The organism is Rhodanobacter sp. FW104-R8 (assembly GCF_001617365.1).
Taxonomy (GTDB): domain Bacteria; phylum Pseudomonadota; class Gammaproteobacteria; order Xanthomonadales; family Rhodanobacteraceae; genus Rhodanobacter.
Genome location: NZ_LVJR01000113.1, coordinates 1 through 22,456 on the forward strand (window position 1 = coordinate 1; position 22,456 = coordinate 22,456).

Annotated in this window: 24 protein-coding genes and 1 tRNA gene; 5 read left to right on the plus strand and 20 right to left on the minus strand. The window is 67.7% G+C overall.

Going from position 1 to position 22,456, the window contains the following annotated elements:
* From RHOFW104R8_RS14620 to RHOFW104R8_RS14635, 4 genes are all read right to left on the minus strand, one after another.
* On the minus strand, nucleotides 1-2,079 hold a 2,079-nt coding region (locus RHOFW104R8_RS14620), incomplete at its 3' end, for a filamentous hemagglutinin N-terminal domain-containing protein (protein ID WP_201030311.1).
* A 48-nt stretch (nucleotides 2,080-2,127) separates the two neighbouring features.
* Nucleotides 2,128-3,795 carry a ShlB/FhaC/HecB family hemolysin secretion/activation protein gene (locus RHOFW104R8_RS14625; RefSeq protein WP_068095832.1) on the minus strand — a complete coding sequence of 556 codons (1,668 nt, stop codon included), beginning with the start codon at nucleotides 3,793-3,795 and terminating at the stop codon, nucleotides 2,128-2,130.
* Nucleotides 3,796-4,378: 583 nt separating this feature from the next.
* The gene (locus tag RHOFW104R8_RS14630; RefSeq protein WP_068095834.1) at nucleotides 4,379-5,023 is read right to left on the minus strand and encodes a DUF6348 family protein; all 645 of its coding nucleotides are present in this window, start codon (nucleotides 5,021-5,023) and stop codon (nucleotides 4,379-4,381) included.
* Between the two features lie 2 nt (nucleotides 5,024-5,025).
* Complete coding sequence (locus RHOFW104R8_RS14635; RefSeq protein WP_068095835.1) at nucleotides 5,026-5,544, minus strand: M48 family metallopeptidase; 519 nt, start codon at nucleotides 5,542-5,544, stop codon at nucleotides 5,026-5,028.
* A gap of 59 nt (nucleotides 5,545-5,603) precedes the next feature.
* Between RHOFW104R8_RS14635 and RHOFW104R8_RS14640 the strand changes: the two genes are divergently transcribed.
* Nucleotides 5,604-5,987 carry a VOC family protein gene (locus tag RHOFW104R8_RS14640; protein WP_068095836.1) on the plus strand — a complete coding sequence of 128 codons (384 nt, stop codon included), beginning with the start codon at nucleotides 5,604-5,606 and terminating at the stop codon, nucleotides 5,985-5,987.
* Nucleotides 5,988-6,109: 122 nt separating this feature from the next.
* On the opposite strand, the gene RHOFW104R8_RS14645 is transcribed toward RHOFW104R8_RS14640, so the two are convergent.
* From RHOFW104R8_RS14645 to RHOFW104R8_RS14655, 3 genes are all read right to left on the minus strand, one after another.
* Nucleotides 6,110-7,705: a hypothetical protein gene (locus tag RHOFW104R8_RS14645; RefSeq protein ID WP_068095837.1), complete on the minus strand. Its 1,596-nt coding sequence runs from the start codon at nucleotides 7,703-7,705 to the stop codon at nucleotides 6,110-6,112.
* Between the two features lie 376 nt (nucleotides 7,706-8,081).
* Nucleotides 8,082-8,408, minus strand: a complete 327-nt coding sequence (locus RHOFW104R8_RS14650; protein WP_068095838.1) for a hypothetical protein — start codon at nucleotides 8,406-8,408, stop codon at nucleotides 8,082-8,084.
* A gap of 38 nt (nucleotides 8,409-8,446) precedes the next feature.
* Nucleotides 8,447-9,814, minus strand: coding sequence for a tryptophan--tRNA ligase (locus tag RHOFW104R8_RS14655; protein WP_068095840.1), 1,368 nt, complete (start codon nucleotides 9,812-9,814; stop codon nucleotides 8,447-8,449).
* 150 nt (nucleotides 9,815-9,964) lie between these two features.
* On the opposite strand from RHOFW104R8_RS14655, the gene RHOFW104R8_RS14660 reads away from it, so the two are divergent.
* Complete coding sequence (locus RHOFW104R8_RS14660) at nucleotides 9,965-10,294, plus strand: YegP family protein (protein ID WP_068095841.1); 330 nt, start codon at nucleotides 9,965-9,967, stop codon at nucleotides 10,292-10,294.
* 52 nt (nucleotides 10,295-10,346) lie between these two features.
* Here RHOFW104R8_RS14660 and rocF read toward each other — a convergent pair whose 3' ends face one another.
* Nucleotides 10,347-11,261, minus strand: coding sequence for an arginase (gene rocF, locus RHOFW104R8_RS14665; RefSeq protein ID WP_068095842.1), 915 nt, complete (start codon nucleotides 11,259-11,261; stop codon nucleotides 10,347-10,349).
* Nucleotides 11,262-11,599: 338 nt separating this feature from the next.
* Between rocF and RHOFW104R8_RS17495 the strand changes: the two genes are divergently transcribed.
* The gene (locus tag RHOFW104R8_RS17495; protein WP_153021738.1) at nucleotides 11,600-11,974 is read left to right on the plus strand and encodes a hypothetical protein; all 375 of its coding nucleotides are present in this window, start codon (nucleotides 11,600-11,602) and stop codon (nucleotides 11,972-11,974) included.
* 105 nt (nucleotides 11,975-12,079) lie between these two features.
* Here RHOFW104R8_RS17495 and RHOFW104R8_RS17500 read toward each other — a convergent pair whose 3' ends face one another.
* From RHOFW104R8_RS17500 to RHOFW104R8_RS14695, 7 genes are all read right to left on the minus strand, one after another.
* Entirely contained in the window at nucleotides 12,080-12,274 is a 195-nt protein-coding gene (locus RHOFW104R8_RS17500; RefSeq protein WP_153021739.1) for a hypothetical protein, read from the minus strand.
* Between the two features lie 183 nt (nucleotides 12,275-12,457).
* On the minus strand, nucleotides 12,458-12,697 hold the full coding sequence (locus RHOFW104R8_RS14670) for a hypothetical protein (RefSeq protein WP_068095885.1): 240 nt from the start codon (nucleotides 12,695-12,697) through the stop codon (nucleotides 12,458-12,460).
* 172 nt (nucleotides 12,698-12,869) lie between these two features.
* Complete coding sequence (locus RHOFW104R8_RS14675; RefSeq protein ID WP_068095844.1) at nucleotides 12,870-13,121, minus strand: hypothetical protein; 252 nt, start codon at nucleotides 13,119-13,121, stop codon at nucleotides 12,870-12,872.
* Nucleotides 13,122-13,270: 149 nt separating this feature from the next.
* Nucleotides 13,271-13,346 (minus strand) — tRNA-Thr (locus RHOFW104R8_RS14680).
* Between the two features lie 60 nt (nucleotides 13,347-13,406).
* A complete protein-coding gene (locus RHOFW104R8_RS14685) occupies nucleotides 13,407-14,075 on the minus strand; it encodes an SPOR domain-containing protein (protein WP_068095846.1) in 669 nt (222 codons plus the stop codon).
* A gap of 31 nt (nucleotides 14,076-14,106) precedes the next feature.
* Nucleotides 14,107-14,865, minus strand: a complete 759-nt coding sequence (locus tag RHOFW104R8_RS14690; protein WP_068095848.1) for a type III pantothenate kinase — start codon at nucleotides 14,863-14,865, stop codon at nucleotides 14,107-14,109.
* Nucleotides 14,862-15,839: a biotin--[acetyl-CoA-carboxylase] ligase gene (locus RHOFW104R8_RS14695; RefSeq protein ID WP_068095850.1), complete on the minus strand. Its 978-nt coding sequence runs from the start codon at nucleotides 15,837-15,839 to the stop codon at nucleotides 14,862-14,864. Before RHOFW104R8_RS14695 ends, RHOFW104R8_RS14690 begins: the two co-directional genes overlap by 4 nt.
* 219 nt (nucleotides 15,840-16,058) lie before the next feature.
* Here RHOFW104R8_RS14695 and RHOFW104R8_RS14700 point away from each other — a divergent pair, with 219 nt between their 5' ends.
* The gene (locus RHOFW104R8_RS14700; protein ID WP_068095887.1) at nucleotides 16,059-16,382 is read left to right on the plus strand and encodes a hypothetical protein; all 324 of its coding nucleotides are present in this window, start codon (nucleotides 16,059-16,061) and stop codon (nucleotides 16,380-16,382) included.
* 12 nt (nucleotides 16,383-16,394) lie between these two features.
* Nucleotides 16,395-17,189, plus strand: coding sequence for a zinc-dependent peptidase (locus tag RHOFW104R8_RS14705; protein ID WP_068095851.1), 795 nt, complete (start codon nucleotides 16,395-16,397; stop codon nucleotides 17,187-17,189).
* A 10-nt stretch (nucleotides 17,190-17,199) separates the two neighbouring features.
* Here RHOFW104R8_RS14705 and RHOFW104R8_RS14710 read toward each other — a convergent pair whose 3' ends face one another.
* The 5 genes from RHOFW104R8_RS14710 to RHOFW104R8_RS14730 all read right to left on the minus strand — a co-directional run bounded on the left by RHOFW104R8_RS14710 (nucleotide 17,200) and on the right by RHOFW104R8_RS14730 (nucleotide 22,452).
* On the minus strand, nucleotides 17,200-18,618 hold the full coding sequence (locus RHOFW104R8_RS14710; RefSeq protein ID WP_068095852.1) for an ATP-binding protein: 1,419 nt from the start codon (nucleotides 18,616-18,618) through the stop codon (nucleotides 17,200-17,202).
* On the minus strand, nucleotides 18,584-19,276 hold the full coding sequence (locus RHOFW104R8_RS14715) for a response regulator transcription factor (protein ID WP_068095854.1): 693 nt from the start codon (nucleotides 19,274-19,276) through the stop codon (nucleotides 18,584-18,586). Before RHOFW104R8_RS14715 ends, RHOFW104R8_RS14710 begins: the two co-directional genes overlap by 35 nt.
* Entirely contained in the window at nucleotides 19,276-19,635 is a 360-nt protein-coding gene (locus RHOFW104R8_RS14720; RefSeq protein ID WP_153021740.1) for a PepSY domain-containing protein, read from the minus strand. The genes RHOFW104R8_RS14715 and RHOFW104R8_RS14720 overlap by 1 nt, the downstream gene beginning before the upstream one ends.
* A gap of 89 nt (nucleotides 19,636-19,724) precedes the next feature.
* On the minus strand, nucleotides 19,725-20,729 hold the full coding sequence (gene dusA / locus RHOFW104R8_RS14725) for a tRNA dihydrouridine(20/20a) synthase DusA (protein WP_068095889.1): 1,005 nt from the start codon (nucleotides 20,727-20,729) through the stop codon (nucleotides 19,725-19,727).
* A 133-nt stretch (nucleotides 20,730-20,862) separates the two neighbouring features.
* A complete protein-coding gene (locus tag RHOFW104R8_RS14730) occupies nucleotides 20,863-22,452 on the minus strand; it encodes a DUF6519 domain-containing protein (RefSeq protein WP_235604280.1) in 1,590 nt (529 codons plus the stop codon).
* Nucleotides 22,453-22,456: the final 4 nt, after the last annotated feature.

Genomic DNA, 22,456 nt, shown 5'->3' on the forward strand with positions numbered 1-22,456 from the left:
GGCTGGAGCTGGAGCTGGAGCTGGAGCTGGAGCTGGAGCTGGGGCTGGGGCTGGGGCTGGGGCTGGGGCTGCTGCAGTGATCGTTCCGGTGGTATGGGCGAACACCGGTCCACAGCAATTCAGCGGCAGCGCGTAGGCACCTGCGTTGGGGCCTGCCAAGGTGTAACCGCTATAGGAGATTCCTTTGGCCACACCCACGTCAGGTGAAGCGAAGTTTGCGCTGCTGCCGCTACCGGCGACCAACGTCACCCCTGTCGGGCCACCCGCCAACCCGGTCAGCCGGGTTGCCGTGGTTCCGTCATAGGTCTTGTCGCCACCGGTGGCGAAAACCAGCATGTATTGAGTGAGTGCCGCGCCCTCGGTGAGAGTGAACTTGGTCGAATAATCCGTGGGTGCCGTATAGGAAACCGGGTTGTAGTAGATATTGACCGGCGCTTTGGTGACAGCTGCCGGCGGAGCCAAGGGAGCGAATACGACCGTACCGCCCGGGGTACCAGGGCCGATGCCGTTGGTATCGGCGCTCAGGGTCATGCCTAGCGGCAGGCCAAGGCTCCGGGTCGGGTCAGCGGTGCCTCGGGTCAGCGTGAGCGCAGCAAAAACATTGACGTTGTTGCCCGCGCACAGCAGCAGGTTGCCGTCCGTCACCGTGATCGCCGCGTCCTGATTGACATCGTGGCCCGCATTGAGCTTGACGCTGCCGTTGGTGGTGGTAATGGCTTTGCCGACGTTGATGTCACGCCCGCAGCAGACCGAAAAATTGCCATCGGTGGCAGTGACCGAAGCGTTGATGTTCACGTCGCGATTGGCATTCAGGGTCAGGGTGGTGGGCGCACCGCTGGCTGTCCAGCTCACCGCATCGTTGATGAATATATCGCCGTTGCCCGTTCCTGTATTGGAGGTAGTGTCGATGGTGATGTTGTTGGTGACCAGCGAAGCCGAGAGCGTTGCGCCTGAAATGTTGTCGGTCGGCGCGCTGCCTACCGTGAAGTCCTGTGGATCAATCCGCCACTGTCCGGTCCGTCCCAAGGGCGCGAATGTATTGACCAGCGCTCCGCCGCCGACGTTGACGTGGGCCGCCGAGGTTTCGACCACTCCCCCGGAACCGCCATTCGGCGCGCTTGCATCCAAGGTCCCGCCGACATCCACGCTGCCGCTTTGCATGTCCCCCAGAAGCATGATCGTGCCACCGTGATTCTCGATCGTCTGCGCCTGGATGATCCCGGTGTTGTTGACGACGGTGTCGAGCAGGTTGCCGGCCGCCTGCGTCGTCAGCAGCGCATGACCCCCATCAGCCAGGATCATGCCGCCGTTGCTCACCAGCGCATTGACTGCGCCTCGCGATACGGACACGTTCAACAGGCCATCACCTGCCATGTCCAAAGTGATCGCCTCCCCGCCGGCCAAGGCCACATTGCCCAGCCGGGCCGAGATGACGCCCTGGTTGCTGACCCTGCCTCCCATCATTGCCACATAGCCACCATCGGCTGCATTGATGTGACCCTGGTTGACGACCGAGCCGGCACTGGCGCCGCTGAATGCGTAGTGCCCAGCCATGAAATCTGCATCGCTGATGCCCAGGGTGGACGCCACCAGGCCGCCCACATTCACCGATGCGCCCTTGCCGAACAGGATGCCGTTCGGATTGATCAAGAAGACCTTGCCATTGGCGGTGAGGCTTCCATCGATAAGCGACGAACCACCACCCATCACGCGGTTCAATGCCACCGACGTACTGCCGGGTTGCACGAACTGCACAGTATTGCCGGCGCCAATGCTGAAACTCTGCCAATCGATGATGACGTTGGCACTGGACTGAACGATCGTCGTGGTGGTGACGTTGCCGCTGATGTTGGCGCGTCCCGCGATTACCACGCCGCCCACGGGATTGGTCGCGTGGACCATGGTGGCCAGCGCCAGCATCTGCGATCCGGCCAGCGCCCGCACGGCCAGTGACGCCAAGCCACCGCCCTTGGCGGCGCCCGACCGGGTGTTGATACGAGGTGGTGGTGTGGCGGTCGCGGAAGGCGATGCTGCGCTAGCGGCGTGTTTGTTCTGGAAAGGACGATCAATGGGTTTCATGGCGAATTCTCGAATGCTTTGAGGGACGTGCGTCGCGGCCGGACGGGATCAGAAGTACTTGACCACCTGAACCCAGAAGCGCCCTGACCTGTCAGGGGCCGATAGAGCCGGACCGCTGCCAAGCTTCTGCGCGTAGTACATCCTGACCAGGAAATTGCCCGGATCCTCCCAAGTCGCACCGACGCCAACGCTGCTCAGCGTTCTGCTGTTGGGTCCGGGATACCAGGGATGTTCGTTGATCACGACGTGCCCGTTATCCACAAAACCAAGCAGATGCACCTGACCTGGCACATGGCCGGAAAGGCCGGCGAGCAGCAGGCGCGCTTCCAGGCTGGCCAGGTAGCCATGGTCGCCATAGCCTTCCCCTTGCGGATAGGCGCGGATACCACCCATGCCACCAAGAACCATCTGTTCCGAGGGATCCAGATTCTTCGACGCGAGCTGCCCGGTGAAGCTGCCGTACAGCGACACCAGGTCGGTGACACGCTGCAGCCGCGTCACGTCGAACCACAACTTGCCATACCGACCGTTGGACTGCGCACCGATGGCATCCGCAGCTCGTGCCGCAGGCGTGCGGATGTCGACCGAGCCGCCCGAGATGCTTACAAAGAAACTGGTCAAGCCACCGCCCGCGAAGTTGTCCTGATGGTTGCCGTACAGCTGTGCGGCCGCCACGTGCAACTTTCGCTCATTGACGGAATGAAACAGATCGATGTCGTCCCGAAGAGTTCTGTCCTCGTAGACGAATCCGGCGGTGAGGTTGGTAGCCCGCGATCGCAGCAGCGGATAGAAACCATAGACGCTGGCCACCTCCGCCGAACCGTGCGCGTCGAGCGCTCTGAAGTGCCCGCCCAGTTTGTAGGCAAGCTTGCTGTAGGACACCCCCACCGTGGCCAGACCGATCTGCGTCTGGTAGGACGCGAGTCCGTAGCGAAGCCCCCTGCCCGACGTCAGCGCACTCACGCTGGCGACGTCGCCACGCCCGAAGGGATCATTGACGTTGACTGTCGCTCCAATGCGGTACTGGCCGGTATAGGGGTTGCCTGCATTGTCCGCAAACACGCTCCCCGTAACCCGCCGCCCGGGCGTGATATCGACCATCAGATCCGAACTACCCGGATCGGTCCCTGGTGCCAGCGTCGAGGAGACCTTCACACCAGGCACATCCGAGAGCAGCAGCAGACGGCTTTCCAATGGCTTGATCGTAATCGGATCGCCACGGTTCAACCCATCCAGCTTGCTCTGGGCAAGCGTATCGGACAGATTCGTGCTGTTGTGCACGGTCACCTTGCCATATCTGCCTTCGCTGACAGCGATGGTCACCGCATTGTCGGAAACCTTCTGTGCCGGCAGATACGCCCGCGCCACAAAGTAGCCTTGACGGTGGTAGAAATCGGTGATGCGAGCAGCCATCTCCTGCATATCCGCCAGAGACAACTGTGCCCCAGGCCTGAAGCCGGCGGCAGCCACCAGCTTCGCTTCTGAAAAAACGCGCGCGCCGGTGACGTGCAAGACCATGACCCGCACCCTGACCGAGCCCGAATCAGGCGTGGGCTGTGCAGGCGCCTCTTCGATACGGATATCGGGTGCGGTCGGCTGCGATGCCGGGATATGCGGCAGTTGCTGCAGCTGGCTGCCGGCACCGGGAAGTGCCTGGGCCAGCACACCTTGATTGATTGCCAGCAGTATCAGCGGAAATAGTGCGGCTCTTTTCATGACAGACATCCTGGCGAGGGCTTCGCTTACCTATATGCGTGGCCCTGCGGCAAAGACGCTGATAGGTTCTGCGGCGGCAAATTTCGGGGCGACGGACGCAGTTCTGGGTTCCGCGACATGAAATCAGGTCACGAACAGCCCGTGCGCCATCACCATGTAGTGAGGCCACTTCAAATTGACGATAGAGAGTGCGAGGAAACGCTGGCGATGCCGGACCTCCGCCATCGAAAACGCAGCCGTCAATCAAGCCTTTGAGCTCTTACCGAAGCGATCTGCTTCATGAATTCGCCGGTGCCCCCTTGCGCCAGCCACACGAAACATCTGCGTCGTTTGCGCCCTTCCCTAGAATCTGGAGCGACAGAGTTCTATTGAGGCCGAACACATGCGTGTCACGATAGGACGTCCTTTGTGCAGCCGACGTGAGTCCATTCGCCATGGCACCATCGAAAGTGAGATGGCCGTTTCACATGTGTCTTGCGCACAACCGGCAAGCGGACAAAGTTCGTCCGTTACCCGTGACATCCCCCATCCGAGCAGCGCGACGCTTCGAACCTCGGGTACCGCGATCTTTTTTATCCATCGATCAGTAGTCGCGCACGTCCAGCAGCAGGAAGCAGCGTGCGCTGTAGTCGCCGCCGTGCGGCCACGGAACGGCGGTCAATGCCAGCGTTCCCGCCGTCCATGGTTCGTTGTCGAGCAGCGCCTCGCAGCACGAATCGCCCTCGGCGCCATGGCTGTGCACCAGCCGCAGCCAGTGCAGTTCGGGGGTCAACGCCTCGTGTTTCAGTGCCGCCTCGATCGACAGCAGCGCTTCGGCCGGCATGCTCGCGGCGTCCGCGCCGCGCACGCTGAACGGGCCGATGAACACGTCCCACGTGCGCACGCCGATATCCCACGCGGCGATTCGCATCTTGCGGTCGTCGGTGACGTACCAGCAGGCGGCCAGCAGTGGGTGGAACACATTCTGCTCCAAGGTGCGCAGCGCGTCGCGGCAACCGGCTTCGCCGTCGCCGATGCCGGCGAAGCTCTCCTCGATGCGGCGCTCCTCGTCCAGCACCACGTCGACATCCAGGCGCCCCGGCTCGCCCGCCTCGCCCTCGTGCCACTGGGCGCGGATTGCCGGGAAATCACCGTCGGTGACCAGCCAGCCGTCCTCGCCCGCATCGAGTTCCACGTCGTGGCGTTCGAACAACCGCAACAAGTATTTCTGCAACGCTGCGCTGTCCATCGTCACTCCCGGTTGCCCGCGGCGTTCGTCGAAGGCAGTTCGCGCCAGGTCAGGTAGACACGCAGGTCGAACTCCCACTGGTGGTAGTCCGGCAGCATGTACGTGCACACCTGGTAGAACGCCTTGTTGTGATCGAGCTCCTTCAGGTGCGCCAGTTCGTGCACCACGATCATCTGCAGGAACTCCGGCGCGGCGGCCTTGAACAGGCTGGCCACGCGGATCTCCTTCTTCGCCTTGAGCTTGCCGCCCTGCACGCGCGAGATCGCGGTGTGCAGGCCCAGCGCGTTGCGCAGCACGTCGAGCTTGCTGTCGTACAGCACCTTGTCGATGCCCGGCGCGTTCTTCAGGTGCTGCTGCTTCAACACCGCCACGTAGGCGTACAGCGCCTTGTCGCTCTGCACCTCATGGCGGTCCGGATAACGCTTCGCCAGGTGCTCGCCCAGGCGCTCCTGCGCGATCAGGTCGCGCACCTTGTCCTGCAAGGTGGCGGGGTAGGCCTGGAGATATTTGAGCGGGATCATGCGGCGTATTCTCGTACTGCATCGCTGCGCACGTATCGACCACCCGACGGAGGCATCCCATGCACCACAGCCGACTCTGCACCATCGTCATCGACTGCCAGGTCGACGAGCTCGCGCCGGTCACCGATTTCTGGAGCCGGGCGCTGGGCAAGCCGATCGCCAGCGTCGATCAGGACGGCGACGGCAAGTACGCGGAGCTGCAGACCGCCCCCGACGAACCGATCATCCTGCTGCAGAAGGTGGATCATGCCAGCCGCGTGCACCTGGACATCGAGACCGACGACCTCGACGCCGAGGTGGCGCGGCTGGAGCAGCTGGGCGCACGCTGCATCGCGTTCGTGCGCGGGCGCTGGTGGGTGCTGGAGGCGCCGAGCGGCCATCGCTTCTGCGTGGTGCGCCGGCAGCGCGAGGCATTCGGCCCGCACCTCAACCGCTGGGAGTGAGGCCCCGCGAAGCCGCCGGCGGTGAATGACCCGCAAAAAAACGAGGCCGCCCGAAGGCGGCCCCGTCTCCTTTCGTCTGCAAGACTCCCGTCCCGCACTGCGTGCGGGACGGAAGCTCCGACTTACTGGCAGGTCGGGAACTTGAACGACGCGATCCGCGTGCTCCAGTTGAACGCACCGGTGGTGTTCAGGTACTCGCTGGTGTACCAGAACGTGCAGTCGTCCACCGGATCGATGGTCATCGCACTGTAGTCGCCCCAGCGCGACAGGTTGCTGCCGCTCTGCGAGCCCAGGCCTTCGATGATGCTGTTCTCGGCCTGCATGGTGCTCAGCGCATCGGTCGCCAGGCGGCCGGTGTAGCGGATGGCCGGATGGATGCCGCTGCTGGAAGCGCTGTAACCCAGCGCCATGTTGCCCTGCTTGTCCATCGCCACCGAGCCCAGCCAGCGATAGGTGTTGTCGGGCGAGAAGGTGGACTGCTGGTAGACCACCGGCGTGGTGCCCGGGCTGCGGACTTCGTACCAGCGCACGCCTGTGTACGGGTTCTGCCTGGTCGTGCCGACCTTCACCGAGTGGGTGACCACCAGCGATTCGTGGTCGGTGAAGTGGCGGTAGGCCAGGCGGAACATCAGGCGGTCGGCCAGCGAGTCTAGCTTCTGCGATACGCCAGCCTGCGGCACGCAGGTGCCGCCGCCGCACGCCGTGGCGAACGATGCCACCGGGATGGCGACCGGGCCGGTCAGCGTGGTGTTGGCGGTGTTGCTCCAGTCGACGTGGAACTTCCACAGGTTGAGCTGGTTCGCGGTGAAGTTCATCAGGTAGTTCGGCGAACCCGCCGGCGGCGCGGTGGAGCCGTCCAGGTCGGCCGGCAGCACGCCACCGTAGGAGGTGGAGAGCTGGAAGCACTGCTGGGTGGCCGCGGCGCCGCTCAACATGGCATTGCGGTCGTAGGCGCACAGCTTCGCGCCGGCGAACGTGTTGCCGTTGAACATGTTGAACGTCTCGTAGTACGCATCCGGCCACACACCCATCTTCGGGTAGTCCGGGAACGTGCTGCCGTACGGGAACGCGTAGCGGTAGTAGGCACCGGTGGCGTCGCTGGTGGCGGAGACCGCCACGCACTCGAAGTAGGGCGCGGCGGTGACCGCGAACTGCGAGATCACCCAGCGACCGGCTGCCTTGTCGTAGACCACGGTGGCATCACCGTCGTTGTCCGCTTCGCAAGGACCGCCGAAGCCGGACCACAGGGTCTTGGTGAGCACCGGGCCGTAGGTCACCGACTTGGTCGCCTTGTCGAACACCGCAAAGCCGCTGTTGACGATCTGCACGTACTGGGTCGCCCCGACGGCACCGTTGGTATCGGGCGGCGCACTGTTCACGGTGAACGTGCCTTGCGGCCCGCTGAAGCCATTGCCGACGCCATCGATGCCGGAACCGAGCGTGGGCGCGGCAACGCCGGTGGTCGTGCTTTGCACGGCGCCGTCGCTCGGGGTGCCGGGGCCATCCAGCCAGGGCAGCGGGCGTGCCGGATGGTTGCGCCCGCTCTTGGAGAAATCGTCCGGCCGCGGCATGGTGCCGCGCAGCGAATGCAGCGTGTCGTGTTTCGCCGAAGTGACTTCGGGTGATCCGATGGTGTCGGCGCGGGCGGTGCCCACGGCGGCCAGGCTGACGGCTGCGCACAGCACGACGCCCACGCCTCCCAATTTGCATGGTGACATGTATTCCCCTCCAGTGAAGATGCATGGATCTGTCTAATGGATCGGATCACGCATACGGCACCCGCACGGCTGACAATCGGGCGCTACGCGCAAACCGATGACGACCAGCCGTCCCGCGACATGCTTGTCATGGCTCCCCACGGCTGGCGGCCGAGTATCCCACGGAAAATCCTGCCGGTGACCGGCAAGTGCATGATTCGCAAGATATTACGATACGCTTTGTGCGCCACTGCCGATTCCCTGCGGACAGACCCACGGCCCGGGGATGGATGCCGATGCCGCGTGGCCGGTTTGCGGTCGCGGGCGCCGTTCGAGCCGCGATGCGTCCGCTGCTGGCCGGGATATCGACCACGCCGGACGCATCGCTCGGCCCGGCTCAGCCCGCGCCGCGGCGGAAGATGACGTGGCGCACGATCATCGCCACCGCCAGCACGGCGACGCAGGCGCCATAGCCGTACAACGCCGGCAGCACCTGCTGCCAGATCGCGCCGCTGGCCGGACCGAACTCGCCGGCGACCGGCTTCCCGGCTCCCTCGAATCCCAGCACGGCGCCTTGCACCGTGGCCACCGCGGCCAGCAGCAGGGCGGTGAAATCGAAGATCCGCCGCCCCGACGTGCGCGGCAGGTTCTTCGGGTAGGCCCAGTAGGCCCAGCCGAGAATCAGCAGCCACGGGGCGAGCAGCAGGATGGCGAGAAAGCGCATGGGTTACGGACTCTGCGGAAAAGGGGACACGCCGCGCATCACTCCTGCGCGGCGAGGGCGAGCAGATCCAGCGCTTCGCGCAGACGCGCCAGCGCTTCGTCGCGTGCCTGCTCCTCGTGGTACTCCGGCGTCGTGGCGACCGGCGCGCCATCCAGCTCCAGCACCAGGGCCCGAGGCTGGACCTGCAGCACGGCGGCGGTGCCCAGCCCCTTGAGGCGTTTCTGCAGCGCACCGGCGGCCTTCGGATCGGCAAACGGCTTCGACAGCAGCAGCTCCTCGCCATCCGCGGAGAACAGGCGGAAGCGGAAACTGCCGTCGGCGTCGCGGAAGCTGGCGAAGCGCGGCATCTTGCCTGGCTTCGGCGCAGCTTTCGGCTGGCCGGCGCGTGCCGGCGCGGTGGTCATCGCGCGCAGCCCCAGCACGCCGCGCAATGCGGCCACCTTCGGCGTGGCGATTGCGCGCGCCTTCTGCGCGCCCTGCCGCAGGATCGCCTCGATCGCGGCGGGATCCGCCATCAGCGCCTCGTAGCGTTCGCGCATCGGCGCCACGTCGGCCTCGACCCGTTCGTACAACACCTGCTTCGCCTCGCCCCAGCCGATGCCCTCCAGCAGGGCCTGGCGGAACGCCGCGGTCTCGGCCTCGCTGGCGAACGCGCGGAAGATGGTGAACAGCGCGGAGCTGTCCGGATCCTTCGGCTCGCCGGGCGCCCGCGAGTCGGTGACGATGCGCATGATCGTCTCGCGCAGCTGCTTCCCGCCGCCGGCGAACAGCGGGATCGTGTTGTCGTAGCTCTTCGACATCTTGCGGCCGTCCAGGCCCGGCAGCGTGGCCACCTGCTCCTCGATCAGCGCCTCCGGCAGGACGAAGAACTCGTCGCCGTGCAGATGGTTGAAACGCTGGCCGAGGTCGCGCGCCATCTCGATGTGCTGGATCTGGTCGCGCCCCACCGGCACCTGGTTCGCGTCGAACGCCAGGATGTCGGCCGCCATCAGCACCGGGTACATGTACAGCCCGGCGGTGATGCCGGCATCGGCGTCCTCGCCCACCGCGGTGTTCTTGTCCACCGCGGCCTTGTACGCGTGCGCGCGGTTGAGCATGCCCTTCGAGGCGATGCAGGTGAGGAACCAGGTCAACTCCGGGATTTCCGGGATGTCCGACTGGCGGTAGAAGGTGACCCGCTGCGGGTCCAGGCCGGCGGCCAGCCAGGTGGCGGCGATCTCCAGCCGCGAGCGCTCGATCCGCGCGGCGTCGTCGCTCTTGATCAGCGCGTGGTAGTCGGCAAGGAAGAAGAACGCGTCCACGTCGTCGCGCCGGCTGGCCTCGACGGCCGGGCGGATCGCGCCCACGTAATTGCCCAGGTGCGGCGTGCCGGTGGTGGTGATGCCGGTGAGGACTCGGGTATTCATGCTGTGCCGCGCAGGTAAAGCGCCAGTCTACGACATCCGGCAAAACCGCTCGACCGGCCAGCCGCGGCGACTGGCGGCATCCTTCCCAAAAAAATCACGCGAACCGGTCCAGATTCTGCCGACCCGACCATGGCAAGAAGATCGAAGCTGATGAGCGGCAAATTCACGATGTTCACCGGCAAGAACGGCGAGACGTACTTCAACCTCAAGGCCGGCAACGGCGAGATCATCCTCAAGAGCGAGGGATACAAGGACAAGGCCGGCGCGCGCAACGGCATCGAGTCAGTACGCAAGAACGCGCCGGATGCGGCGCGCTACGAGAAGAAGATCTCGACCAACGGCAAGTTCCACTTCAACCTGAAAGCCGCCAATCACCAGGTCATCGGCAGCAGCGAGATGTACGAGAGCGAGCGCTCGCGCGATGCCGGCATCGCCTCGGTGGCGGCGAACGCGCCGGACGCCAGGCTCGTCGAGGAATGAGCGACCCTCCGGCACGGCCCCTCCGGTCGCGCCGGAACCTATCCGTTCCGCTTCAGCGGATCAGCGTGGACTTGCCGAACAGCGATTCGACCAGGTCCACCGCCAGCTTCGCGGTCTGGTTGCGCTTGTCGAAGGCCGGGTTCAGCTCGACGATGTCCAGCGACGCCACGCGCCCCGCATCGGCGATCATCTCCATGCACAACTGCGCCTCGCGGTAATTCGGCCCGCCGCGCACGGTGGTGCCCACGCCCGGCGCGATGCTTGGGTCGAGGAAGTCGACGTCGAAGCTCACGTGCAGGTGGGTGTGCTCGTCGAGCCCGGCCAGCGCCTCCTCCATCACGCGCTTCATGCCGATCTCGTCGATATGGCGCATGTCGTGCACCTGCATGTTCGCCTCGCGTACCAGCTGCTTCTCGCCCTCGTCGACCGAACGGATGCCGATGTAGCGGAACACGTCCGGCGTGGTCGCCGGCGTGCTGCCGCTGAGCCCGGTAAGACCTTCCGGGCCGACGCCGCACAGGCAGGCCACCGGCATGCCATGGATGTTCCCGCTGGGCGTGGCTTGCGCCGTGTTGAAATCGGTATGCGCATCCAGCCACAGCACGCGCAGCCGCTTGCCCTCGTCGTGGCAATGGCGCGCCACCGCCGAGATCGAGCCGATCGCCAAGGAGTGGTCGCCGCCGAGCATGATGGGCAGGCGCCCGGCCTGCAGCTCCTGGTGAACAGCCGCATAGACGGCCGTATTCCATGCAACCACCTCGTCCAGGTGGCGATAGCCGTGTTCGGGCGGCTGCCACGGGTTGAGCGGGCCCTGCAGGTTGCCGCGGTCGATCACCTTCAGCCCGCGACGCTCCAGTTTTTCCGCCAGCCTGGCCACGCGCAGCGCCTCCGGCCCCATCGCGGCACCGCGATGGCCGGCGCCGATGTCGGTCGGCACGCCGATCAATGAAACGGTCTGTTTGTCCATATGCCTGTGTTTACCTGATGCATGACGGCAGACGCCGACCCTGGCCAGACGAAAGCGGCCTCATGCCGCTCCGAACAACTCGTCGCCGTTCCTGCCGGGAGGGGCCTGCGCGACCGGCTCGTCGCGAATCCTTCGGAGTCTACCGGAACGACCCCGCCCCGCCGAGAGACACGCCCCGGCCCGCAGCAACCGGGCCCACGCAGGTGCGCGACCGTCACGGGGCCACGGCCGGCCCGCCCGGGCGCCGCCGGCGCATCCGCTCAATGTTTCTGCTGGCTCGCGGCGCAGTCGCCGCCACCGGTACGTTCGCCCGCATGCGTCGTGTCCATGAGCATGCCGTGGCCACCGACGCTGCTGTCCGCGGACACTGCCGCGGATGTTGCCGCCGGCGGCAGTTCGAAGCGTGCGTCACCGGCCGTCCTCGGCGGATCGCCGCCGCAGGTCGCGTGGCGGCTGACTGCATCGCCGCCTGCCGGCAGTCGCCGACGGCGCAGTCCCTCTGCCGCTGCGGCATCGCGCGCATGCCGCGATCCCCGGACATGCCTGCGAACTGGCCGGTGGTCTGCGCCGGCATGTCGCCCGCACCCGGCATCCGCATCTTCACGGTGACGTTCATCTTCATCATGTTGCCGGAATCCGACCGTGCCGACGCGGCTGCGGCCAGCGACGAACACGCGCGCAGTGCCGAAGCGGACCGGCAACGGCCGCAATGAGATGGACATGATTGCCCGTGACCGAAACCGAGACGAACCTCCACACGCGATCACGCGATCACGCCTGCCGTCGCACCGCCGATACCCGATACCGGGGCTGTTCGTCTAGGGGAGCCCGATCTGGCGACTTCGCACCAGCTCGTCTTCGCGGCGCGAACGCGCGCCCGGATGCCAGGACACCAGATCCCCGCCGTGATAGACCCCGCCGGAATTCTTGTTCCTTGCGATCTTGCCAAACAGCATCCCTGCAAACAGCGACACTCCACGCCAGAAGGCGGAATGTACAAACAACGTTTGCATACCAGTCACCCCGAGCTGCCCCTGCGCAGCCGTCGGCGCCGATCCTAGCAAGCTTTCACGCTACGTGCACACGCATTTCTCATTTTGGACGGGCACGTCCACGTCCCGGCACGGGAACGCCGCGAGCAGCCAGCACCGCCGCGCCGCGAAACCGTCCGGGGCGGCGGCGGCCGAAGGCGGCCCTCACGCCGCGGCGCGGCGGGATGCGCCCGGCCCCGCGTACTGCACCAGGGCGATGGTGAACTCCGCGCAGCTCAACTCGACGCTGACCGTGCGGCCCGAGCTGGCATGCTCATCGCGCGCCAGCCCGCGGGCCAACCGGATCGCGGGCGCGAAGCGCAACTGGTCGTACAGCAGTGCTTTTCCGCTGCAGATGCGCCACAGGCCGTGGCTGCTTTCCTTGATGGTCAAGACAACACGCATCGCCATATCCCCGGACAAGGACGTCGCCCGGAACACCCACCGTCGCCTCCCCATGGGCGGAAGATCGTGTATTCCCAGCGTCGCCCAGTCTGGCGGGAACCGCTCGACGCGTATGTCGGCGCCGACCTACGCCTGCTGTGCGCATGCGTCCCGGGACGCGGGGCACCGCTAGCTAGCCCGACCGGCCCAGGCTCTGCCGTTCCGGATGCGGCACGCGGCCGTACTTGGCCAGGATGACCGGCTCGGAATATTCGCCACGATCGACGTCGGCTGCCTGCGCGTACACCAGCACGCCATCGAAATGATCCGCCAGCATCTGGCCGCGCGTCAGCGCCAGCTGCTCGAGGCCATGCAGGATCGGCTTGTCCGCGACGACATCCCCGTCCATCTCGTGGAAACCCTGCACCACGTACAACGTGCCCATGTGACGTGCCCTCGCGCCGGTGGAATGCCTGAGGGTGGATCGACCGAAGTCGACGATGCGCGATGGTCGCGTTAAGGGCGATCGGATCCATTCAGCATCCACCCGGAACGACGAAGGCCGCCCGGGGGCGGCCTTCGAAACCTGCATTCTGGTGCCGGCAGCAGGAATCGAACCCGCGACCTACTGATTACAAATCAGTTGCTCTACCAACTGAGCTATGCCGGCGGAGGTGGCGGATTCTAGCAGGCCGCGTGGTGGCGCGCTCGGCGGCCGGCCAGCGGCTCGTCAGAAGCAGACGGTGCTGTGCGAGCCGATGCCGTTGGTGCGGACGCGGCTGCGCCAGTCGAAGTTGCCGCCGCCGGCGACCACCAGGTCGAGCCAGTATTCGGGCACGCTCTCGCTGCGCTCGCTCATGCGGGCCGGAAAGCCGGCCGCGGCGATCTCGTCGCGGCGCTTGCGCGCGTTCGCCGGATCCCGGAACAGGCCCAGCGAAATCGTGTTGGGCTGGTCGCCGGAGTTGACCACGAAGTAGTCGCTGATGTCGTGCCCGGCGAGCTGCCGGGCAGTTTCCAGCGCCTGGGCGCGGCTGCCGGCCGCCGGCAGGTAGACCCACCAGCCACTGGTCTGGCTGGTCTGCTCCTGGCGCGAGCGCATGCGCGTGGCCTGCGCAGCCAGGGCCTGCCGCGCATTGCGCAGATCCTGCGGAGTGGCGAACGGCCCCAGCGCAAGACAGCTGTAGCTCGGGTTGCGCGGCGCCGCGGCGGCAACGGCGGGCGGCGCGGCAACCGGCGGCGCGGTCTGGGCCGGCACCGGCAACTCCGACAGCAGGCGCAGTTGCGCCACGCCCGGATCGCTGGGGCTGCCGCCGCGGGCATACGGTTGCCCCAGCAGCAGCCATGCGCCTACCGCGATATTCAGCGCGATCAACAGAACGAACAGCAGACGCAGCAACATCGGATCCCCTCAAACGGCAACTGTCGTCATTCTAGAGGGCGCCGCCGGCCTCGAACGCACGGGCCCACACGGCCAGGCCGCGCAGCACGCCGTCCTGGCTGAGCCGGGCCGGCAGCGACAGCAGCGGCAACAGCTGCGCCGCATCGCCCCCACCGAGGATCAGTTCGGGCGTGGCGCCGAGCCGGGGCGCCGCGCGCAGGGCGAAGCGCTCGACCAGGGCGGCGGCGGCCTGCCAGCAACCCGAGGCCACCGCGTCGGCGGTGTTGTCGGCCAGATCCACGATCGCGCCGGGCCGTTCCGGCCGCACCTGCGCCGTGGCGTCCCGCAGCGACTGCTGCATCAGCTGCGGACCCGGCGCGATCAACCCGCCCAGGTGCTGCCCGTCGGCTGCCAGCGCATCCAGCGTGAGCGCGGTGCCGACGCCGGCCAGCACGCAGGGCGCGTGACCGCCGGCATGCGCCGCGACCATCACCAGGAAACGATCGACGCCCAGCCGCGCCGGCTCGGCGTACGCATTGCGCACTCCGCAGGCGCCGGATGGCGTGCGCAGCCATTCCGGCGCGCGGCCGAAGCAGCGTTGCGCCACAGCCGCCACCTGCGCCTCGCGCGCGGCATCGACGACCGACGCGCCGACCACCCGCAACGGTGCCGGCAGACCGGCCCAGGCGGCCTCCAGCACGCGTGCCGCGTCTTCGCGCCAGTCCACCGCGCCGCGCGCCAGCCAGCCATCCGCCTGCACCTGCAGCGCCCACTTCAGCCGGGTGTTGCCCAGGTCGAGCAGCAGCCTCATGAACGACGCACCGTGACGTCCGCGCTGTCGATCCGCCGCACGCTGCCGTCGGCCATGCGCACCTGCAGGGCACCGCGTGTGTCCACGCCCGCGCCGACGCCGTCGAACGCACCCAGTGCGCCGCTCAGCTGCAACGACTGCCCGTGCAGCAGGTCGTATCTGGCGTAGTCCGCGCCGAACGCGGCGAAACCGTCGCGCTCGAACTGCCGCAGACCGTCGACCAGCGCCGCGATCAACGCCGCCGCCACGCGGTTGCGATCCGGCGGAATGCCGCCAGCCAGGCCAGCGAGGTCGCAGGCCGGCTGGCCGGCCTGCGCGCGCAGTGCCGGGGTCAGCCGCAGGTTGAGGCCGATGCCGATGATCGCCGCGCACGGCCCTTGGTACTCGCCGTTCAGCTCGACCAGGATGCCGCCCAGCTTGCCGCCCGCGGCGGCCAGCACGTCGTTCGGCCACTTCAGGCCGGCGCCGGCGATGCCGAGGTGCTCCAGCGCACGCAGCACGATCACCCCGACCGCCAGCGACAGCCCGCTCAGCGCGGCAAAGCCCGCATCGAAGCGCTTGAGGCAGGACATATAGAGATTGAGCCCCGGCGGCGACAGCCACTCGCGGCCACGCCGGCCGCGTCCGGCGCTCTGGGTCTCGGCCAGCACCACGCTGAAATCCCCGGCGGCGGCGCCGCGGCGCTGCAGCTCGCTGGAGGTGGAATCCAGCTCCCAGTGCACCTCCAGCGCACCCAGCGCGCGCGCCTCCGCCGCCGGCAGGGCGGCACGAATCCGCGCGGCATCGAGCATCTGCAACGGCCACGGCAGCTGGTAGCCGGCCGCGCCGCGCGCCTCGACCGGCACGCCACGGGCACGCAACGCCTCGACCTGCTTCCAGATCGCCGCACGGGTCATCCCGGCTTGCGCGGCGAGACGGGCGCCGGACAAGGGTTCGCCATCGGCCAGCAGCGCCAGCAACTGCACCGGCTGCATCAGCAGGCCCCGCGCACGAGGGCGGCGGGCCGGCGGCCGGGGAATGGAGAGGGTCGGATCGGGCTGAACATCGGCGGATTCTAGCCCGGGCGACCCGCCATGCGGCATCCGCCGGCCATGCCCGGCGCCGCGTCCGGCACAGCCGGCAGCACTGGCAGGGCGCCGGGGTTTCTGAGACGATCGAGGCCTTCGCTTGTGAGGTCAAGGAGTTTGATCGCCATGCGTGTCACCCACTGGCTTATCGGTTGCGCCTTGGGCATCGCCGGGATCGGCGGCGCCGCGGCGGCAAGCGCAGGCACCCAGGATCTGGACAATTCCCCGCACGCCGCACTCGACGGCGCCGGCACCCGCGACGGCAACGCCGGCAGCGGCGGCGATGCCGTTGGACTGGCCCGCGACTGCCCGCAGACCGACAGCCGCGACAACTCCGGCAGCGGTTCCGGCAACGGCAACGACCGCTCCGGCGGCGCCTCCTCCGCCCCGGCGTCAACCCGCCGGCCGCATCTGGGCTGGCAATCGCTGCTGCCTGGATCCATCCAGTAAGCGCTCGGCGTCATGCCGGGGTCTTGGTGGCACTCCCTGCGGGCGCATCTTGAACCTGCACCGATTGCCGATCCGCTGTGGCGACGCGCCATCGCCGGCTGCCCGCTGGCGCGCCGGCTGGATCCGGAACGGCAGTTGCAGCTGCGCCGGCTCTCCGCGCTGTTCCTCGCCCGCAAACGCTTCCACGCGCTGGCCGGCGCCGTGCTGGACGACTACTGGCGCCTGCTGATCGCCATGCAGGCCTGCCTGCCGGCGCTGCAGCAGGGCGCAGCCAGCCTGCGCGGCTGGCGCGAGGTGCTGATCTATCCGGGCGAGTTCAAGGTGCGCCGCAGCCACCACGACGACCGCACCGGCGTGGTCACCGAGGGCGACGAGGTGCGCATCGGCGAGGCGTGGGAACACGGCCCGCTGGTGCTGTCGCTGGCCGACGTGCAGCTGGACCTGGAGCAGCCATGGGACGGCTACAACGTGGTCGTGCACGAGATGGCGCACAAGCTGGACATGCTCGATGGCCCGCCCGACGGCGTGCCGCCGCTGGTGGACATCCCGCGGCGGCGCTGGATCCATCAGTTCCAGCAGGCCTACGACCGGCTGGCCGCGATGCCGGAACACGGCTACGACAGCCCGATCGACCCGTACGCCACCGAGAGCGCCGCCGAGTACTTCGCCGTGGTCAGCGAGCTGCACTACTCGCAGCCGGCACTGCTGCGCGAGGCGGAGCCCGGGGTCGCCGAATTGCTGGAAAGGTTCTACGGCCGCTCGCCGGCCGAAGGCTGCGAACCGGCCGGCTTCTGCCGCGCGCGCTGAAACAACCGGCTCAGCTCGCCGCCAGGCTCACGCAGAAGCGCGCGCCGCCGAACTCGGGCGAGCGGTCCACCACCAGCTCGCCGCGGTAGGCGTGCACGATGTCCTGCACGATCGACAGGCCGATGCCGTGGCCCTGCACCCGCTCGTCGCCGCGCACGCCGCGCTGCAGCACCTTCTCGATCTTGTCTTCGGCGATGCCGGGGCCGTCGTCTTCCACACTCAGCCACAGGCCGGGCCGCTGCCGGCCCGCCTGCGCGCGCATCTTCACCACCAGCAGCACGCGGTGACCGGCCCACTTGAACGCGTTCTCCAGCAGGTTGCCCATCAGCTCCAGCAGGTCGCCCTGCTCGCCGTAGAACACCGCGCCATCCTCGATGTCGAATTCGCACAACACGTTCTTCGCCGCGTAAACCTTCTCCAGGCCCTGCACCAGGTCCTCGGCATGGCCGGCGATCGGCACCGCGCTGGCGAACGTCTGCCGACCGGAGGTGGCCGCGCGCGACAACTGGTAGGCGACCAGCTCATTCATCCGCCGCACCTGGTCGAGCACGCTGGCGCGCCGCGCCGCCTCGTCTCCCGCCGTCGGCGATTCCAGCTGTGAGCGGATCACCGCCAGCGGCGTCTTCAGGCTGTGCGCCAGGTCGGCCAGCGTGTGCCGGTAGCGCGTGCGCTGCTCGCGTTCGTTGGTGATGAACGCGTTGATGCGCTCGGTCAGGCCGGTCAGCTCCAGCGGGTACTGGCTGTCCAGCTGCTCGCTGTCGCCGCGCTCGACCCGGCTCATGTCGCTGGCCACCTCGCGCAGCGGGGTCAGGCTCCAGCGCAGCAGCAGCAGTTGCAGCACGATCAGCATCACGCCGAGGATCGACAGCCAGATCACCAGGGTATGGCGGAAGACCGCGTTCTCGCCTTCGAGCTGGTCCTCGGTCTGCGCCACCATCATGGTGAGCCTTACGACCTTCTTGTTCGGCGCGTCGAACGCCACGCCGTAGCTGTAGTAGTACAGCCGCCCCATGCGCGTGTTGATCGGGCCGACGAACTGGCTCTGGCCCGGCTTCAGCGGTTTCAGGAAGGTGAAGTCGCGGCCGATCGCCGACGAGGACTCCCAGTGGAAGCCGTCGCCGATCGCCACGGCGTACAGGCCCGAACCCGGCCGCGAGAAGTTGGGGTCCGGCGGCGTATCCGGCGGCAGCAGCTTGCCGTACCGGTTGACGTCGGTATTGGTGATGTACGCGATCGCGAAGTTCTCGAGCCGGTCATGCAGCGTCTGCAGTGCGCGCGCCTTGTTGGTCTGCGTGAGGGTCAGCCCGACCAGGCCGAGAAACCCGGCCAGCACGAAGCTGGTGGCGATCGCCGCGCGAGCCGCCAGCGACAGCGGGCGGCTCGGCGGCTTCGTCTCACTCGTCGTCGCCGTCAGTGCGCGGTATGGCAAAGCGGTATCCGCGTCCACGTACCGTCTCGATGGGTTTGAGGGTGCCTTCCGGGTCGAGCTTGCGCCGCAGGCGGCCGATGAACACTTCCAGCACGTTGGAGTCGCGGTCGAAATCCTGCTGGTAGATGTGTTCGGTGAGGTCGGCCTTGGAAACCAGTTCGCCGGCATGCAGCATCAGGTACTCCAGCACCTTGTACTCGTAGCTGGTGAGGTCGACCAGCTTGCCTTCCACCGTCACCGTCTGCGCGGTGGTGTCCAGCTTGATCATGCCGCAGGCCAGGATCGGCTTCGACCAGCCGCTGGCGCGGCGCACCAGCGCGTTGATGCGCGCCAGCAGTTCCTCGACGTGGAACGGCTTCACCAGGTAGTCGTCGGCGCCGTGCTTCAGCCCCTCGACCTTGTCCTGCCAGCTGCCGCGCGCGGTCAGGATCAGGATCGGATAGCGCTGGCCGTGCTCGCGCAGCGCCTTGACCAGCTCCATGCCGGACATCTTGGGCAGGCCCAGGTCGATGATCGCCAGGTCGAACGGCACCTCGCGGCCGAGGTAGATGCCCTCCTCGCCATCCTGCGCCGCATCGACGGCGAAGCCGTCGCGTTTCAGGCGCGCCGCCAGCGTCTCGCGCAACGGCGCCTCGTCCTCCACCAACAGGATGCGCATTAGTGTCTCCCTCTGTTGCCTAAGTCGATGATGGCCGGACGCGGAATCGAGTCAACCGGGGCCGGATTGCCCCGGGGCGGGTCGATCGGCGCCGCCACCGGCGGACCGCCCCGGGGGACGTCGGCCGGTACGGCCACCACCCGCACGTGACCATCCGGGTCGAGTACCTTGATACGGTATTCGGTGTGACGACCGAATTTGCGCGGATCAGCCGACAGCACCTTGCCGCCGGTCTCCCGCTGCACCTTGGCCACCGCCTGCTCCAGCGTCAACGACGGCGCGGCCGGCTGGGCCGCGTGCGCGCCGCCGGCTGCGATCAGCAGCAGTGTCAGGACCAGCGGGAGGCGTTGCTTCGACATCGTTGCCTGGATTCCATGCCGGATTCGGCTCCGGTTGCCGTTCAGCCTAGGGAACCGCAGCTGAATACTGACCGGACGGGCGTGCGCTGTCACGCCGCGACCGGGCGCGGCGCCAGCGCCCGCTCGATCAGCGCCCAGCCGGCGCCCGGCAGGTGCGCACCCTCGCTGAGGATGCGGCGGAAGCCTCGCGCGCCCGGCTCGCCCTGGTACAGGCCCAGCAGGTGCCGGCTGATGTGCTTCAGCGCGGTGCCGCGCGCCAGCTCGGCCTCGACGTACGGCCGCAGGCGCTGCAGCACGCTTTCGCGGGTGGGCAGCGGCTCGCCGTGCAGCGCATGCTCGACCTGCGCCAGCAGGTACGGATCGTGGTACGCCGCGCGGCCCAGCATCACCCCGTCCAGCTGCGCCAGGTGCGCCTGCACCTGCGCCACCGTGGTGATGCCGCCGTTGATCACCACCGCCAGCCCGGGGAATTCGCGCTTGAGCCGGTACACCCGCTCGTAGTCCAGCGGCGGCACCTCGCGGTTCTCCTTCGGCGACAGGCCCTGGAGCCAGGCCTTGCGCGCGTGCACCACCAGCACCCCGACGCCGGCTTGCAGCATCAGCTCGGTGAAGTGCTGCAGGCCGGCGTAGTCGTCCTGGTCGTCCACGCCGATGCGGCACTTCACCGTCACCGGGACGGGCCGGCCGGAATCCGCGACCGCATCGCGCATCGCCTTGACGCAATCGGCCACCAGCGCCGGTTCGCGCATCAGGCAGGCACCGAAGCGGCCCGATTGCACCCGGTCCGACGGACAGCCCACGTTGAGGTTGATCTCGTCGTAGCCGGCTTCGACGCCGAAGCGCGCCGCCTGCGCCAGTTCGTGCGGCTCGCTGCCGCCCAGTTGCAGGGCCAGCGGATGCTCCTGCTGGCTGTGCTCGAGCAGGCGCAGCTGCCTGCCGCGCACCAGCGCCGCACTGGTCACCATCTCGGTATACAGCCGCGCCCGCGGCGTCAGCAGCCGATGGAAGTAGCGGCAGTGCCGATCGGTCCAGTCCATCATGGGGGCAACCGATAGCCGCCACGGCGAGGCAGGGTGCCCCACCGGCCCAGGCATTCCATCCGCGGCGGGATGATGGTTTTCGGTCATTTCAGAGCGTCTCGGGAAGACTTGCGGGGTGAATGCTACGTCACCCCGGCGTCGGCTCCCAATTTTCGCGGACTTTCCCTTGCACCGGCCTGTCCAGGCTTCACGGCATGCCGGTCGCCACCTTCGTCCGCATCTTCTTCGTCGTGGCCGGCGTCGCCACGGCGTCGGCGGCCTTTCCGGCCAACTGGCTGCGCCCGGCCTGCAACAGCTCGCACAGCGAGTCGAAGCGGCAGCAGCATTCATTGTAGCCGCCGTTGTCGCCGGTGACGCCGAGTGCCGCGTAGTGATGCAATCCACGCGGCGGCAAGGCGGCCGGCGTGGTGCCGATCATCGGCCAGTCGAGCTGGCCGTTGCCGGCCACGCGTGCGGGAATCAGCCAGTAGTCGCCGGTGGCGTATACGCCGCCCGGCGCGAACGTGACCTGGATGCCGTCCTCCAGCGCGATCGGCGCGCCCTCGGCCACGGCCAGCACGCCTTGCGCGTTCACCGCCTCGCGCTGGTCCCAGCGGCGCAGCAGCGGATGCCGGCGCGGGTCGTCGTCCAGCGGCCACGGCGTGACGTTCTTCGGCACGTTCAGGGTGACGCTGCTGTTCGGCGGGTCGACCGCGACCACCTGCAGCAGCGGATACGTGCGCTGCCCCAGCGTGTAGCCGTCGTCGACCAGCTCGACCCAGTCGTTCGCCGCCAGCCCGAGACGGGCGTCGCGGCCTAGCCGGGCCAGGGTCACCACCAGTTGCGCGCTGCCGTCGTCCGCCGTCGCGCCCAGGTTGCTGCCTTCGACCGGGAACACCACCGAGCCGTTCTCGCGCGACCACTTGAAGCTGGCGGTACCGGCCGGCCCGCCCTGGTGGACCTCGACCCGGTACAGCTGGTTCTCGCAACCGCGATAGCGCGCGTCGGCGGCGATCACGCAGGGATCGTTGTCGGACTCCTGCGGGCCCAGTTCCGCGCGCAACTGCGGCAACGCATACGCCGCGCGCGCGCCGAGCAGCTGGCGCACCAGCGCGCAGGGCGAAGTATTGCCCTGGCCGCCGCCGAGACCCTTGAGCAATTGCGCCACCTCGGCCAGCTGCTGCCCGATTGCGGTGGCGTCGGCGGAACTGCCGGCGGCCTGCTTGCGCGTATTCAGCGCGGTGGTGACATCACCGAGCCACTGCTGCGCCCGCGACTGGTCGAGCAGGCGCAATTGCCACACGACCTGCGCGCGCGAAGCGGTGTCGATGCCATCCAGCGCCGCGTCGGCGATGCCCGGCGCCTCCACCGCGCACAAGTGCCGCTCCCACACGTCCAGCCACAGCGCAAAACCCGCCGGCGGGTTCTCGAAGCCGCTCTTGCCGTCGGCCACGCCGTAGTCGGGCGTGGGCGCATTGGGCTGTTGCGCCAGCGTGCATGCGGCCTCGTTCACGCACAGGATGCCGTCGACGTAGAAGTGCCCCGGCGCCAGCTGCCAGTCGGTCAGCGGCAGCGGCTTGCTGCTGCCGTCCGCGTTGGTGCTGCTGGTGATGGCGAAGCCGCTTCCCGCCGCCCAGCACGGACCCACCAGGTCGCGCACCAGGGTGCGCAGCAGGTGCAGCTGGATATGCGCCTGTTCGTTCCAGTCCGCCTCCAGCAGCACCCGGCCCTGTTGCTGGAACACCTGGCTGTAATGCAGGGTCGGATCGAAGCTGACGCGTGCGAAGTCGCCTTTCATGATC

Coding starts and splice junctions, on each gene's coding strand:
- RHOFW104R8_RS14625 (WP_068095832.1), bottom strand. CDS start 3,795: ATGAAAAGAGCCGCACTATTTCCGCTGATACTGCTGGCAATCAATCAA.
- RHOFW104R8_RS14630 (WP_068095834.1), bottom strand. CDS start 5,023: ATGGACAGCGCAGCGTTGCAGAAATACTTGTTGCGGTTGTTCGAACGC.
- RHOFW104R8_RS14635 (WP_068095835.1), bottom strand. CDS start 5,544: ATGATCCCGCTCAAATATCTCCAGGCCTACCCCGCCACCTTGCAGGAC.
- RHOFW104R8_RS14640 (WP_068095836.1), top strand. CDS start 5,604: ATGCACCACAGCCGACTCTGCACCATCGTCATCGACTGCCAGGTCGAC.
- RHOFW104R8_RS14645 (WP_068095837.1), bottom strand. CDS start 7,705: ATGTCACCATGCAAATTGGGAGGCGTGGGCGTCGTGCTGTGCGCAGCC.
- RHOFW104R8_RS14650 (WP_068095838.1), bottom strand. CDS start 8,408: ATGCGCTTTCTCGCCATCCTGCTGCTCGCCCCGTGGCTGCTGATTCTC.
- RHOFW104R8_RS14655 (WP_068095840.1), bottom strand. CDS start 9,814: ATGAATACCCGAGTCCTCACCGGCATCACCACCACCGGCACGCCGCAC.
- RHOFW104R8_RS14660 (WP_068095841.1), top strand. CDS start 9,965: ATGAGCGGCAAATTCACGATGTTCACCGGCAAGAACGGCGAGACGTAC.
- rocF (WP_068095842.1), bottom strand. CDS start 11,261: ATGGACAAACAGACCGTTTCATTGATCGGCGTGCCGACCGACATCGGC.
- RHOFW104R8_RS17500 (WP_153021739.1), bottom strand. CDS start 12,274: ATGCAAACGTTGTTTGTACATTCCGCCTTCTGGCGTGGAGTGTCGCTG.
- RHOFW104R8_RS14670 (WP_068095885.1), bottom strand. CDS start 12,697: ATGCGTGTTGTCTTGACCATCAAGGAAAGCAGCCACGGCCTGTGGCGC.
- RHOFW104R8_RS14675 (WP_068095844.1), bottom strand. CDS start 13,121: ATGGGCACGTTGTACGTGGTGCAGGGTTTCCACGAGATGGACGGGGAT.
- RHOFW104R8_RS14685 (WP_068095846.1), bottom strand. CDS start 14,075: ATGTTGCTGCGTCTGCTGTTCGTTCTGTTGATCGCGCTGAATATCGCG.
- RHOFW104R8_RS14690 (WP_068095848.1), bottom strand. CDS start 14,865: ATGAGGCTGCTGCTCGACCTGGGCAACACCCGGCTGAAGTGGGCGCTG.
- RHOFW104R8_RS14695 (WP_068095850.1), bottom strand. CDS start 15,839: ATGCAGCCGGTGCAGTTGCTGGCGCTGCTGGCCGATGGCGAACCCTTG.
- RHOFW104R8_RS14700 (WP_068095887.1), top strand. CDS start 16,059: ATGCGTGTCACCCACTGGCTTATCGGTTGCGCCTTGGGCATCGCCGGG.
- RHOFW104R8_RS14705 (WP_068095851.1), top strand. CDS start 16,395: ATGCCGGGGTCTTGGTGGCACTCCCTGCGGGCGCATCTTGAACCTGCA.
- RHOFW104R8_RS14715 (WP_068095854.1), bottom strand. CDS start 19,276: ATGCGCATCCTGTTGGTGGAGGACGAGGCGCCGTTGCGCGAGACGCTG.
- RHOFW104R8_RS14720 (WP_153021740.1), bottom strand. CDS start 19,635: ATGTCGAAGCAACGCCTCCCGCTGGTCCTGACACTGCTGCTGATCGCA.
- dusA (WP_068095889.1), bottom strand. CDS start 20,729: ATGCCTGGGCCGGTGGGGCACCCTGCCTCGCCGTGGCGGCTATCGGTT.
- RHOFW104R8_RS14730 (WP_235604280.1), bottom strand. CDS start 22,452: ATGAAAGGCGACTTCGCACGCGTCAGCTTCGATCCGACCCTGCATTAC.